The organism is Micrococcus sp. 63XJN7_8_ISO-PGPR-S23-253, from assembly GCF_056173425.1.
Map to the genome: position 1 here is coordinate 2,296,519 of NZ_CM149673.1, position 12,455 is coordinate 2,308,973.

Here is a 12,455-nt window from a genome sequence, read left to right on the forward strand (position 1 = left end):
TCAGCGCACCTCCTGGGTGACGGCGGCGGTCTCGGGGACGGCGGGCGTGGTGGCGGGGACGGCCGGCCCGGCGGCGGTCACCACGGCCAGGGCATGGTCCAGGTCCGCGATCAGGTCGTCGGGACACTCCAGCCCGATGGAGAGCCGGACGGTGGTCTCGGCGATCCCGGCGGCCTCGCGCTGCTGCCGCGTCAGGCGACAGTGCGTCATGGTCGCCGGGTGGGAGACGAGGGACCGGGCGTCGCCGACGTTGACCACCAGCTGGAACAGCTCGAGCGCGTCGAGGAACGGGGCCACGGCCTCGGGACCGCAGGCCAGGTCGAAGGAGAACACCGAGCCGACGCCGTCCGGGAAGTCGCGGGCGGCCAGCGCCGCGCTGGGATGTCCGGCCACGCCGGGGTGGTGCACCCGCGCGACCGCGGGGTGCCCGGCCAGGTGTTCGGCCACGGCCAGGGCGGTGGCGGTGTGGCGGGCCACGCGCAGGTCGAGCGTCTCGAGCCCCTGGATGAACTGCGCCGCGCTCGCGGGGGCGAGGGTGGGGCCGAGGTCGTGCAGGAACTTGCTGCGGGTCAGCGTCAGGTAGGCGCCGCGGCCGTGCCGCTCGACCAGCGTCTGCCCGCCGTAGCGGGCCTTGGGCCGGGCCAGCTGCGGCCACCGGTCCGGCGCCGCGCCGTAGTCGAACGTGCCGCCGTCCACGATCGCGCCGCCGAGCACCGCGCCGTGCCCGCCGAGGAACTTGGTGGCCGAGTGCACGAGGACGTCGGCGCCGTGCTCCAGCGGCCGGTAGAGGGCCGGCGTCGCGAGGGTGCTGTCCACCACCACGGGCACGCCGGCCGCGTGGGCGAGGTCCGCGAGCGCGGGCAGGTCCGGGAGGGTGGCGAGCGGGTTGGTGATGGCCTCGAGGAAGAACGCGCGGGTGTCAGGCCGGACCGCGGCGGCCCACGCGGGCGGGTCCGCCGGGTCCGCGAAGGTGACCTCGATGCCGAAGTCCGCGAACGTGTCCGTCAGCAGGTCCACGGTGCCGCCGTAGAGCTGGCTGGAGGCGACCAGGTGCTTGCCGCCCTGCAGCAGCGCCAGCAGGGACAGCGCGACGGCGGCCTGGCCGGTGGCTGTAGCGATCGCGCCGATGCCGCCCTCCAGCGCGGCGAGGCGGTTCTCGAACACCGCGACGGTCGGGTTGCCCGTGCGGCTGTAGGTGAAGCCGGGGGTCTCGAGCCGGAACATCGATGCCGCCGTGGCGTGGTCCGGGAAACGGAACGCCGTGGTCTGGTGGATGGGCGGGACGACCGGCCGGTGGGGTGCGGCGGGCTCGTAGCCGGCGTGGACTTGTTGTGTGGCGTGACGGGGCATCTGCTCTCCTCCATCGGTCCTGGCGGTAGCACCGGGCCTGCCGTTCCCGGGGGTCCGGGTGCGGCGGGCGGGTTGCTGCGGCGTCGTCGAGCCAGATCTCTCGGCCGCTCTGGATGGGTGGTGAGCCCATCCCACGCGGTGGGCCGCCGCGAGTCCAGCGGACGGCCGGCTCCCACGTCATATGAGCCGCCACCGCGCCATCCAGGACCGGCCGGAGCCTCTCCGGGGCGCGGCGGGCCGAGGCAGACCCGTGTGACGAACCGGCGTGGAGGGGGGGGGTGTGTCAGACTCCCGGGCATGACACAGAGCACACCGGGCGGACCGGCCACGGACCTGCCCGACTTCCGGCCCTCGGGCAACCAGGGCGTGGACCCGGCGCTGTACGAGATCGAGAACGCGGCCATGGACCGTGAGGGCGCCCTCTGGGCGGCGCTGCAGGAGGCGGCGCCCTGGACCGGGCGGACGCTGCTCGACCTCGGTGCGGGCACCGGCTTCTGGCTGCCCCGCTACGCCGACGCGGCCGAGACGATCGCCGTCGAGCCGGACGTGCGCCTGCTGGGGGCCGCCCGCGCCCGCCCCGGCGGGGCACGCGTGCTCTACGGCTCGGCCGAGCGGATCCCGCTGCCGGAGGCGAGCATCGACGTCGTGCACGCCCGGTTCGCGTACTTCTTCCCGCACCCGCGCTGGGACGTCCGGCCCGGCCTCGACGAGGTCGCCCGGGTGCTGCGGCCCGGCGGCGCGCTCGTGGTGATCGACAACGACACCGAGCGCGGCCAGTTCGCCGAGCTGCTGCGGGCGAGCACGAACGCCGCGGCGCAGGGCCAGGACACGTACGCCCGCAAGTGGTGGGCCGGCATCGGGGCCGAGACCCGCGAGGTCATGAGCTCGTGGACCTTCGACTCCCGCGCCGACCTCGAGGCCGTCCTGCGGCTGGAGTTCGAGCGAGGGGTCGCCGACGCGTGGCTCGCCGAGCACCCCGCAGAGACGTCACTGAGCTACGGCTACCTGCTCCACGTGTGGCGGTGAGCACCGACCCGCGTCGCCAGACGCCTGACCCCCGCGGCCCTGACACGGGGACGCCCCCGCCACCGGGAGGACGGACGCGGTGGCTGGTCGCCTCCAACGCCCTCGACGCGGGTGGCCGGTCCGCCACGGACGTCGCCCTGGACGTCCTGGCGGTGCTCCTGCTCGGCGTGGGCGCCGACGGCATGGGCGTGCTGATGACGCTCTCCGGGTTGGGATTCCTCCTGCTCGGCGTGCCCATCGGCATCGTGGTGGACCGACACCTCAGCCCGCGGCTGCTCGCGGCCACCGGCCTCGCCAAGGCGGCGGTGCTCGGCTCGCTCGTCGTGGCGTGGGCGCTCGACGCGCTCACGTTCGGTCACCTCGCCGCCGTCATGGCCCTGCTGGGCGTGCTCACGGTGCTGGCCGAGACCACCCAGACCGCGCTCGTGCCGCGCGTCGCGCCGGCCACCGCCGTCGCCCGCCTGACGGCGCGGCTCGAGTCCGCCGACGCCGCCCTCGTGCTGATCGTGCCCGCCGCGGCGGGCGTCCTCGTCGGGTCGCTGGGCGCAGGGCCCGTGCTCGGCATCGCGACGGCATTCCTCTTCGCGGCGGCGATCGTCGCGCTCCGGGTACGGCTGCGGCCCTCCGCCGCGGCGGGCGTTCCGGACGACGACGGGGACCCCGGCGTCGCGGACGTCCTGTCCCGCTGGGCCCGGTTCGGGAAGGACGCCGCGGAGGGGTGGACGGTCCTGCGGCGCACCCCGGTCCTGTGGCTGCTGACGATGGGGTCGGTGGCCGCCAACGTGGGCATGGCCCTCTTCGCGCCGGTCGAGGCGGTCGGGATCCTGACCGACCTGCGGCTCGGTCCGGAGTTCCTGGGCGTCCAGATCACCGCGGGCGCGGTCGGGGCACTAGCGGCCTCGTCCCTGGCGGGCCGGGCCATCGACCGGCTGGGCGAACGCCGGTGCATCCTCCTCGGCTCGGTCGGCTGCGCCGTGGCCGTGGGGCTGCACCTGCTGGCCTACGCCGACCGCGCTCATGCCGGGCCGTGGCTGCTGGCCGGCGCCGCCCTCTGGGGGTTCATGGTCCTGCTCGGGAACATCACCCAGGCCGCCGTGACCGCCCGCGCCTGCCCCGAGGGCACGCTCGGGCGGGTCACCGCGATGCGCCGCACCCTCACCCGGGGCTCCGTGCCGCTGGCGACCCTCGCGGGAGGTGCGCTCGGGGCGACGCTCGGGGTCGGCTGGGCGCTCGCGGGGTGGCAGGTCCTGGCGGTGGTCTCGCTGGCCGCCGTCGTGCCGGCCGCGCGGTGGGTGGATGCGGGGCGCGACGACGTCGACTGAGGCCGAGACGCTGACGCGGGCACCGAGGTCGCTTAATGTGTGGCCATGGTCACCCGTCCCGTGCTCCAGCAGCCGGTGATCGACGCCGTCGACATCCGTTCCGTCGCGGAGTTCTACCGCGAGCTCCTCGGCCTCCACTACCGCGCGGGCGACGAGCTCGCGGACGGTCGCGAGCCGGACAGCGCGGACTGGCTCGTGCTGCTGGACGATGACGGCCGCCGCGTCCTGACATTCCAGCGCACCGAGGAACTGCAGCCCAGCACGTGGCCGTCACCCGAGGTGCCGATGCAGCTGCACCTGGATTTCACCGTGCCGGACCGCGAGTCCCTCGACGCGGCCCACGACCACGCCCTGCGCCTGGGCGGGCGCCTCGTCCTGGACCGCTCCGACGACGAGGACGAGCCCCTGTACGTGTTCGCGGACCCGGCGGGCCACCCCTTCTGCGTCTTCGTGGGGTGAGCGCGGCAGGCCGCGGGGGCGGTTTCACGCACATGTCGAGGACAAGAAGCCGGTTCAGTGCCGACGGTAAGGTCGTCGGGTGATCCCGCAACCCACAGATCGACTCACGTTCCGGTGCATGACCGACGCTGACCTCGACGACATGTGCAGGCTCCTCGGAGACGCGGAGGTCATGCGCTACTACCCGCGTGCCAAGTCGCGCAACGAGGTTCGGCGCTGGATCAACTGGTCGAAGGACAACTACGCCAAGCATGGGTTCGGTCTGTGGGTCATCGAACACCGGTCCACCGGCGACTTCATCGGTGACTGCGGCCTGACCTGGCAGAACGTCGACGGCCAGGAGGTCCTCGAGGTCGGCTACCACGTCCTGCCAGAACGCCAGGGACAGGGACTGGCAACCGAGGGGGCCTCTGCCTGCCTGCGATACGGGTTCGAGACCCTGGACGCAACGATGGTCACCGCGATCATCAACCCCGACAACATGGCTTCCCGTCGCGTGGCCGAACGAATCGGCATGACCGTGTGGAAGAGCACGTGTGATCCCCGTGGGGCGCCGATCGTGGTCTACAGCAGCCACGGTCAAGAGGCATGACGAACTGAACTGCCGCCATGGGTGCGCGCCCATTGAGGAGACACGCCCTGCGCCCAGCCGGCCAGGCGTTTCTGCGTCTTCGTGGCGTGGGCGCGGCAGACCGCGGCGGCTCAGCCCTCGAGCCGCTGGCCGAACTCCTCGTGGTCCAGCTGGCGGTGCATGCGGTCATCTTCACGATACGGTGCCGTCCATGCATCCGGACCCGGCCGAGACGAACCGCCGCGCCTACGATGACGCCCGCGTCGTCGCCCTCTATGACCTCGACAACCCGCCCGGAGAGGACCACGCGTACTTCCGCCGGGCGGCCCAGGAGTCCGGCGCCCGGCGGATCGTCGATCTCGGCTGCGGCACCGGATCGCTCACGGTGACGCTGACCGGCGATGACCGCGCCGTCGTCGGGATCGACCCGGCCGAGGCCATGCTGCGCGTCGCCCGGGCGCGCCCCGGCGGGGACCGCGTCGAGTGGCGGCGGGGCACCGCGGAGCTGATCGAGCCGGCGTCGGCGGACCTGGTGATCATGAGCGGGAACGTGGCGATGCACCTGATCGGCCAGGACTGGCACGACGCCCTGCAGCGCATCGCCGCCGGCCTGGCCCCCGGCGGCCGGCTGCTGTTCGAGACCCGCAACCCCGTCCGTCGTGCCTGGGAGGACTGGCAGCAGGAGCCCACGGAACGGACGACCGCGGCCGGTCGCCTCGTCGAGTCCGAGGCGACGAGCGCGCCGGATGCGGACGGCGTCGTCGTGCACCGATGGCGCACCGAGTACTCGGACGAGGGCGTGGTCCGCGAGGGTAAGGAGCACCTGCAGTTCCGCTCCGTGGAGCAGGTGACCCAGGACCTCGCGGCGGCGGGGCTGGCGGTGGACCGCGTCTGGAGCGACTGGCACGGCCGCCCATTCGACGCGGCGGAGCACCCGTTGATGATCATCGAGGCCTGTCCACAGGGGGCCTGACCCGTCCACCCGTCATGGCAGGATGACGCATGTCACACGTGATGCGAGGGGGAACCATGACGGACACGACCACGGCCCGCCCCGTGCGGCCGACCCACCACGACGACGGCCCGCCCGTCCGCGGGATCGGCCACCTCCGGCACCCGGTGGTGTCGGGCGGGCTGATCGGGGTGATCGGCGGCGGCGCCTTCCTGTCGGGCGGGATCGCGGGGCTGCCGGCAGAGCACCAGGGCACGCTGCGGGGCGTCGCCATCTCGCTCATCAGCTTCACCCTGGTGGTGGTGCTGCTGCGCCGGCGGGTGCTGCCCACCGTGCCGACGCCCGCCCGCGGCGCGCTGCGCGTCTACGGGATAGCCGTCGTCACAATGCTGGCGCTCCTCCCCGTGACCCGCCTGGTGGCTTTCGGACTCGACGCACCGACGGCGCAGATCGCCCTGGTGGCCGCCGTGGTGGGTGGCCACTTCCTCCCGTTCGCTCGGGCATTCCAGGCCCCGGTGTTCTGGTGGATCGGCGGGGCGATGGCCGTGCTGGGGCTCGCGGGTGCCGTACTCGCGGCTCTCGGCGATCCCGTGGCCGGGCCCGCAGGGGCGGCCGCAGCGGGGGCTGCGATGCTCGGGATCGTCGCGGCACAGGGGCTGCTGGCGTCCCCTCAGCAGGACTGAGGGCCGGACCATGAACATGCTTCAGGCCATTGGCCGCTACTACGCCGGCTACGTGCAGTTCAGCGGGCGCGCCTCCCGCGCCGACTTCTGGCTCGCGGCGCTCTACGTGTGGCTCCTGCAGGCCGCCGTGCGCTTCGTGTCCACCGCCCTGGACGTGTTCGTCCTCGGCTCGCCGGACCTGTCCCTCCGCGACGCGGCCATCCTCCTGGTGGGGATCACGCACGCACTCCCCTCGCTCGCCCTACTCGCCCGGCGCCTCCACGATGCCGGCTTCAGCCGAGCGTGGCTGTTCCTCGGGCTGGTGCCGTTCGTCGGCCCGCTCACGCTGCTCGTGTTCGCGCTCCAGCCGTCCGCCCCCCGCCTCGGACACCCCGCCGATGCGTCGGACCCGGTTCCGGCGGGGGCCACGGCCGCGCGGCGCTGACCCCCACTCCCCTGGCCCGACCTGATCAGTGATCGTGGTCGGCGTGCTCGTCGGACTCGTGGCCGTGATCGTGGTCGGCGTGCTCGTCGTGGCCGGACTCGGCGTCCGCGGCCTCCTCAGGCTTCACGGACTCCGGCTGGCCGGTGACCACGGCCATCTCGACCGGGGCGAACTCCAGGTCCTTCTCCAGGACGGTCTCACCGGTCTCCAGGTCGACGGCCACGAGCTTCTGGGCCTCCGCGTCGGTGACGTAGGCGGTGTTCCCGGCCACCTTCAGGATCGGGCCGGGCTCCTGCCACTCGTCCTTCTCCTTCCACGGCTCGATCACCGGGTGCTCGGCGGTGACCTCACCGGTCTCCTCGTCGATCACGGTGACCTCGCCGTCGTAGGTCAGCACGACCGCGGAGCCGTCCTCGGCGCGGCCGAGCGAGCGGAACCAGTAGGAGGAGCCGAGGTCCACGGTGGTGAGCTCATCGGTGCGGGTGTCGATGAGGGCGATCGCCGTGGGCCGCTCGACGGCCTCCTCCGGCTCCTCCTCGACCTTGTGATCACCCAGGACGATGGGCGAGTCATGCAGCCCGAACAGGTTCCCGGAGCGCTGATACTCGGTCTCGACGTCCACCTTGTGGAACTCGCCGTCCCGGTACACGACGGGCCCGTTCTCGCAGCCCATCACGACGACGTCGCCCGCCTCCGTCGGCTGGGCCGCGGCCTCGCCGTGGCTGCCGGGGCAGTCGTCGGTCTCGGCCGTGACCTCGCCGGTCTTCGGGTCGATCACCTGGAGCGTGTTCCGGGAGTCCTCGGTGCCCTGCGTGGTGAAGAGGGTGCCGTCGGAGAGCTCGAGCGCCACGCCGTGGTGCGGGTCCTCGGTCTCGGCCTCCGTCATGACGGGCAGGAGGTCCGGGGTCGCCTTGTCCAGGTGGGCCGAGTCGAAGGTGCGGATCGCGCCCGTGCCGTCCGCGAAGAGGGTGGTCCTGCCGTTGTGGGTGACGACGTGGCCGGGGTGCTCGCCCGGGAACGTCACACCGGTCATGCCGGGCGCGGACTCGTAGTTGTGGACGTGATCGCCGTGGGCCTTGGCCTGGATGCCGGTGGAGAACACCTCCCAGCCGTTCCCGGTGGTCACCAGGACGTCCTTGCCGTTGCCGGCGTTGCTCAGCCGCGTGAAGCCCGGGACGTCCTGCTCCTTCACCACCTCACCGGACTCGGCGTCGAGCAGCGTGAGCCCGTCCTCGTGCGAGAGCAGGATGCGCGGGGTCACCGCGGAGACCTCGGTGGTCCGGATCGGGTCGACGCGGTCCTCCTCGGAGACGGAGGAGGCCGCCGTCGCCTCACCCGCCGGCGACTCGGCGCCGTCCGAGGCGGAGGAGGGGGCCGACGTCGGGCCGGACGGGGCGGCGTCCCCGCCGCAGGCCGACAGGGCGATGGCCGCGGCGGCGAGGGTGGCGGAGAAGGCGGCGGTGCGCGTGGAACGGTGCTGCGGGGCGGAGTGGGACACGGGGAGCCTTTCACGAGGGCGAGAAGATGCGACTGATTCACAATAAAGACTGTTGCGGATCATTCGCAATACGACGGGGGCGTCTGCCCGTCATCCCGGCGGCGCCGACGGCGCGCCCCCGTCTCGGGAACCGGCACGTGACGCCACCCGTCGGCGGGCTGGGCCGGGCCCGGCGCGGATGCCTACGGTCGGCCCACCTGCCCACGGAAGGACCGCCCATGACCACTCCCGTCCTCGCCCGTCCCGCACCGACCTCCGCCGCCGACGCCCCCGACACCGCAGAACTCCGAGCCCGCTTCGCCCCCGTCTTCGCCCGGATCGCCGCGAACGAGGCCAGGCGGCGGGACGCGGCCGTCGCGCCCCATGCGGCCGTGCGCCTGCTCGCCGAGACCGGCTTCACCGCCCTCCGGCTGCCGCGTGAGCGCGGCGGCTCCGGCGCGACCCTCACGCAGCTCCTCGACCTGCTCGTGGACCTCGCCGCGGCCGACGCGAACCTCCCCCAGGCCCTCCACGGGCACTTCATGTTCACGGAGCAGGTCGCCCGCGACGTCCACCCGCGTCTGACCGACTGGTGGTTGGACGAGGTGGCCGCCGGGAAGGTCTTCGCCAACGCACTCGTGGACCCGCCGGCCGCGACCGGCCTGCCGGGCGTCACGGCCCGCCGGGACCCGCGCGACCCGGAGGCGTTCCTGCTGACCGGCACGAAGCAGTACTCCACCGGCACCCTGCTGGCGGACTGGACCCTGGTCGCCGCCCACGACGACGCCGGGGCCCTGCAGCCCCTCGTCGTCGAGGTGACTGGGCCGGGCGTCGAGGCCCGCAACGACTGGGACGGCATCGGCCAGCGCGGCACGGCCTCCGGCACCACCGTCTACACCGACGCGCCCGCCCCCGCCTGGCGCCGCGTCGACCTGGAGCGCCCCGCCGCCGCCCCCGGCTACCCGTTCCTGTGGCTCATCCTCGCGGCCACCCAGGCGGGCATCGCCCAGCGCGCGCTCGACGAATTCGCCGAGATCCTCCGCCGCCGTTCCCGCTCCTACCAGCACGCCGCGAGCGCCAGCCCCGCCCACGACCCGGTCCTGCAGCACCAGCTCGGGGCCGCCGCGGCGCAGGTGCGCGCGCTGCGCTCCGTGGTCCTCGGCGCGGTCCCCGCCCTCGAGGCGGCGTACACCGCCGCGGCCGGTGCGGCGCCCGCGCTCGGCGTGGCCGCGACCGAGTCCCCGGACGACGGCGCCGCGGAGGCCTTCGAGGCCGCCCACACGGAGGCCTGGGTCGCCGCGGCCTCGGCATCCTCCGTGGCGGCCGACCTGACGCTGCGGCTGACCTCCGATCTGTTCGAGACGGCCGGGGCGTCGGCCGTCGTCGCGGGCCCGGGACTCGACCGGCACTGGCGCAACGCCCGGGTGCTGGCCAGTCACACGCCCCTGCCGCACCGCCGCCGCCAGATCGGGGAGTGCCTGCTGCACGGCACCCCCGCCCCGCACAGCGCGGACGCGGTCGAGACCGCATCGTCCGCCGGCGCCGATCCGTCCCACGACAGCGCCTTCCCGTCCCCCTCGACCCCCGCCGCCCCGAAGGAGCAGTGAGATGACGACGACCACCGACCGCACCGACACGATCTCCCGTCCCGCCGACGTCGGGACCACCGACTCGGGGGCGCCGACCACCGCGCACCCGGCCGACCGGCCCCAGTTCCTCGCCGCCCGCGCACGGCTGGCCCCCGTGTTCGCCTGGCTCGCCGAGACCGCCGCCGAGCGGGACCGTGAACGCGTGACCGATCGCGAGGCCACGGACCGCCTCGCCGCCGCCGGCTTCCCGGGCCTGCGCGTGCCCGAGGACGCGGGCGGGGCCGGACTGACGTTCCCGGAGGCCACGCGCCTGTACGTGGAGCTCGCCGAGGCCGACTCGAACGTGCTGCAGGCCCTGCGGGTGCACGTGGTGAACGTGGAGACGGTGCTCGGCTCGCCGGACGGACCGCGCCGCGAGCGGTGGCTGCACCGCTTCGCCACGGGTGAGACGGTCGCGAACGCGACCACGGAGATCGGCAACCGCGCCGGCCACTACGAGACCCGCCTGACGACGCGTCCGGACGGCTCGGTGGTGGTCAACGGTCGCAAGGCCTATTCCACCGGGACGCTGTACGCGGACTGGACGATCGTCGTCGTCGAGGACGAGGACGGTGCCGAGCGCGCGGCGACCGTGCGCTCGGACGCCCCCGGGGTGACCCTGCACGACGACTGGGACGGATTCGGTCAGCGGCTGTCCGCCTCGGGGACCACGGAGTTCACGGACGTGGTGGTGGATCCGGAGGAGCTCACGCCGGTGGGCCAGTCCCTGGACGACGGCTCGTCGATCTTCGCCTCGCAGGCGATCTTCCAGTTCGTCCACCTGGTGGGCCTGACGGGCATCGCCCGCGCCGTCGCGCGCGACGCGGCGGCCTACGTGGCCGGACGCACGCGCGGCTTCTCCCACGGTGCGGCCCCGCGGCCCGGCGACGATCCGCAGGTGCTGCAGGTGGTGGGCGAGCTGGAGGCCGCCGCGTTCGGGGCGCAGGCGGCGCTCGACGCCGTCGTCGGGCCCCTGGATCGGGCGCTGCGGGCCGAGGCGGCGGGCGCGCCCCTGGCCGAGGCCGAGGTGGACGCGGTGTACACCGCCGTCTACGCCGCCCAGCAGGTGATCGCCCGGGCCGCCCTCGACGCGGCGACCCGCCTGTTCGAGGTGGGCGGGGCCTCGGCGACCCTGCGCACGCGCGGGCTGGACCGGCATTGGCGCAATGCGCGGGTGCTCGCCAGCCACAACCCGCTGATCTACCGCGCCCGACTGCTCGGCGACCGGGCCGTCAACGGCACGCCGCTCGAGCGCCACTACCGGCTGGGCGGCTGAGGCGTCGGCCGGAGCGGCTCGCGGCGGAGCCCGTCAGGCCAGGCCGCGCGCCGCATGCCAGGCGGCGATCCGCTCGAGCGCCTCGTGGACGGCGTCCGGGCCGGCGGCGAAGGAGAGGCGGACGGACTCGGGCCCGTGGACGGCGTCGAAGTCGTCGCCGGGGGTCAGCGCGACGCCGGCCTCCTCCAGCAGGGCGGCGCAGTAGCCGACGGCGCTGCCGAACTCCGCCAGCATGCCCGGGGCGAGGCGGGCCCACAGGTAGAAGGCGCCGTCGGCGGGGGCGGCGTCGGCCCAGCCGAGCCGGGGCAGGGCGGCCAGCACGACGCCGCGCGTCGCCGTGAAGCCGCCGGCCTGCTCGGCACAGAACGCGTAGGACTCCTCGCTGAACGCGTGGACGGCCGCCTCCTGGGCCGCGGCGGGCGGGCAGAGGGCGACCGAGCCGGCGAGGCCGTCGACCGTGGTGGCGAGGTCGTCCGGCAGGAGCATCCAGCCCAGCCGCCAACCGGGCATGCCCCAGTACTTGGAGAACGAGCTGACCACGAGCGCGGTGCGGGAGGTGCGCCATGCGCAGGCGCCGGGCCCCTGCCCGTCCGTGTGCACGATGCCGTGGTAGATCTCGTCCGAGACGAGCCGCACACCGTGTTCTTCGCACCAGCGGGCGAGTTCGGCGAGCTCGTCGGCGCTGACCATCGTGCCCGTGGGATTGGCCGGGGAGGCGAGCACGAGCCCCGCGACCGGGCCCTCCGCGAGCGCCGCCTCCAGGTGGGCGACCGTGGGCTGGTAGCGGGTGCCGGCGTCGACGTCCACGTCCACCACCTCCACCCCGAGCGCCGTGAGGATGTTGCGGTACGCCGGATAGCCGGGGCGGGGCAGGAGCACGCGGTCCCCCGGGGAGAACGCCGCGAGGAAGCCGAGCATGAACGCCCCCGAGGAGCCCGTGGTGATCGCGACCTGCTCGGGGCGCACGTCGAGCCCGTACCAGCGGCGGTAGTGGCCGGCGACGGCGGCCCGCAGCTCCGGCAGGCCCAGCGCCGGGGTGTAGGTGAGGGCACGGCCGGAGGCGTGGACGGCGGCGGCCGCGGCGTCGACGGCGGGCGGGGCGCCCCCGCCCGGCTCCCCCGCGCACAGGCTGACGACGTCGTGGCCGGCGGCACGCAGCTCGGCGACCCGGCCGAGGATGCTCATCACCGTGAACGGCGGCACCTGCGACCGGGCGGACGGCGCGAAGGCGGGGGCGACGGTGCTGGCGGGGGCGGGGGCACTGGAACGGGACGGGCGACGCATGGC

Annotated in this window: 12 protein-coding genes; 9 read left to right on the top strand and 3 right to left on the bottom strand. The window is 74.3% G+C overall.

Annotated features, from left to right (window positions below; all coding sequences use genetic code 11):
- Entirely contained in the window at positions 1-1,350 is a 1,350-nt protein-coding gene (locus AC0VX4_RS10580) for an O-acetylhomoserine aminocarboxypropyltransferase/cysteine synthase family protein (RefSeq protein ID WP_060775193.1), read from the bottom strand.
- A 297-nt stretch (positions 1,351-1,647) separates the two neighbouring features.
- Between AC0VX4_RS10580 and AC0VX4_RS10585 the strand changes: the two genes are divergently transcribed.
- The 7 genes from AC0VX4_RS10585 (at position 1,648) to AC0VX4_RS10615 (ending at position 6,787) form a co-directional block, all read left to right on the top strand.
- On the top strand, positions 1,648-2,376 hold the full coding sequence (locus AC0VX4_RS10585) for a class I SAM-dependent methyltransferase (RefSeq protein ID WP_060775192.1): 729 nt from the start codon (positions 1,648-1,650) through the stop codon (positions 2,374-2,376).
- Positions 2,373-3,698, top strand: a complete 1,326-nt coding sequence (locus AC0VX4_RS10590; protein ID WP_475464344.1) for an MFS transporter — start codon at positions 2,373-2,375, stop codon at positions 3,696-3,698. The genes AC0VX4_RS10585 and AC0VX4_RS10590 overlap by 4 nt, the downstream gene beginning before the upstream one ends.
- 45 nt (positions 3,699-3,743) lie before the next feature.
- Positions 3,744-4,157 carry a VOC family protein gene (locus AC0VX4_RS10595; protein WP_475464345.1) on the top strand — a complete coding sequence of 138 codons (414 nt, stop codon included), beginning with the start codon at positions 3,744-3,746 and terminating at the stop codon, positions 4,155-4,157.
- A gap of 79 nt (positions 4,158-4,236) precedes the next feature.
- On the top strand, positions 4,237-4,749 hold the full coding sequence (locus AC0VX4_RS10600) for a GNAT family N-acetyltransferase (RefSeq protein WP_002857382.1): 513 nt from the start codon (positions 4,237-4,239) through the stop codon (positions 4,747-4,749).
- A gap of 190 nt (positions 4,750-4,939) precedes the next feature.
- Complete coding sequence (locus AC0VX4_RS10605; protein ID WP_475464346.1) at positions 4,940-5,701, top strand: class I SAM-dependent methyltransferase; 762 nt, start codon at positions 4,940-4,942, stop codon at positions 5,699-5,701.
- A gap of 56 nt (positions 5,702-5,757) precedes the next feature.
- Positions 5,758-6,363 carry a hypothetical protein gene (locus AC0VX4_RS10610; protein WP_230955747.1) on the top strand — a complete coding sequence of 202 codons (606 nt, stop codon included), beginning with the start codon at positions 5,758-5,760 and terminating at the stop codon, positions 6,361-6,363.
- Between the two features lie 10 nt (positions 6,364-6,373).
- Positions 6,374-6,787, top strand: a complete 414-nt coding sequence (locus AC0VX4_RS10615) for a DUF805 domain-containing protein (RefSeq protein WP_060775187.1) — start codon at positions 6,374-6,376, stop codon at positions 6,785-6,787.
- Positions 6,788-6,812: 25 nt separating this feature from the next.
- Here the strand turns inward: AC0VX4_RS10615 and AC0VX4_RS10620 are convergent, their stop codons facing one another.
- Positions 6,813-8,285: an outer membrane protein assembly factor BamB family protein gene (locus AC0VX4_RS10620; protein WP_475464347.1), complete on the bottom strand. Its 1,473-nt coding sequence runs from the start codon at positions 8,283-8,285 to the stop codon at positions 6,813-6,815.
- 218 nt (positions 8,286-8,503) lie between these two features.
- Here AC0VX4_RS10620 and AC0VX4_RS10625 point away from each other — a divergent pair, with 218 nt between their 5' ends.
- The gene (locus AC0VX4_RS10625) at positions 8,504-9,871 is read left to right on the top strand and encodes an acyl-CoA dehydrogenase family protein (RefSeq protein ID WP_475464348.1); all 1,368 of its coding nucleotides are present in this window, start codon (positions 8,504-8,506) and stop codon (positions 9,869-9,871) included.
- Between the two features lies 1 nt (position 9,872).
- Positions 9,873-11,168, top strand: coding sequence for an acyl-CoA dehydrogenase family protein (locus AC0VX4_RS10630; protein ID WP_475464349.1), 1,296 nt, complete (start codon positions 9,873-9,875; stop codon positions 11,166-11,168).
- A gap of 33 nt (positions 11,169-11,201) precedes the next feature.
- Here AC0VX4_RS10630 and AC0VX4_RS10635 read toward each other — a convergent pair whose 3' ends face one another.
- A complete protein-coding gene (locus AC0VX4_RS10635) occupies positions 11,202-12,452 on the bottom strand; it encodes an aminotransferase class I/II-fold pyridoxal phosphate-dependent enzyme (RefSeq protein ID WP_475464350.1) in 1,251 nt (416 codons plus the stop codon).
- Positions 12,453-12,455 lie beyond the last annotated feature (3 nt).

Coding starts and splice junctions, on each gene's coding strand:
- AC0VX4_RS10615 (WP_060775187.1), top strand. CDS start 6,374: ATGAACATGCTTCAGGCCATTGGCCGCTACTACGCCGGCTACGTGCAG.
- AC0VX4_RS10625 (WP_475464348.1), top strand. CDS start 8,504: ATGACCACTCCCGTCCTCGCCCGTCCCGCACCGACCTCCGCCGCCGAC.
- AC0VX4_RS10580 (WP_060775193.1), bottom strand. CDS start 1,350: ATGCCCCGTCACGCCACACAACAAGTCCACGCCGGCTACGAGCCCGCC.
- AC0VX4_RS10595 (WP_475464345.1), top strand. CDS start 3,744: ATGGTCACCCGTCCCGTGCTCCAGCAGCCGGTGATCGACGCCGTCGAC.
- AC0VX4_RS10630 (WP_475464349.1), top strand. CDS start 9,873: ATGACGACGACCACCGACCGCACCGACACGATCTCCCGTCCCGCCGAC.
- AC0VX4_RS10585 (WP_060775192.1), top strand. CDS start 1,648: ATGACACAGAGCACACCGGGCGGACCGGCCACGGACCTGCCCGACTTC.
- AC0VX4_RS10605 (WP_475464346.1), top strand. CDS start 4,940: ATGCATCCGGACCCGGCCGAGACGAACCGCCGCGCCTACGATGACGCC.
- AC0VX4_RS10610 (WP_230955747.1), top strand. CDS start 5,758: ATGACGGACACGACCACGGCCCGCCCCGTGCGGCCGACCCACCACGAC.
- AC0VX4_RS10635 (WP_475464350.1), bottom strand. CDS start 12,452: ATGCGTCGCCCGTCCCGTTCCAGTGCCCCCGCCCCCGCCAGCACCGTC.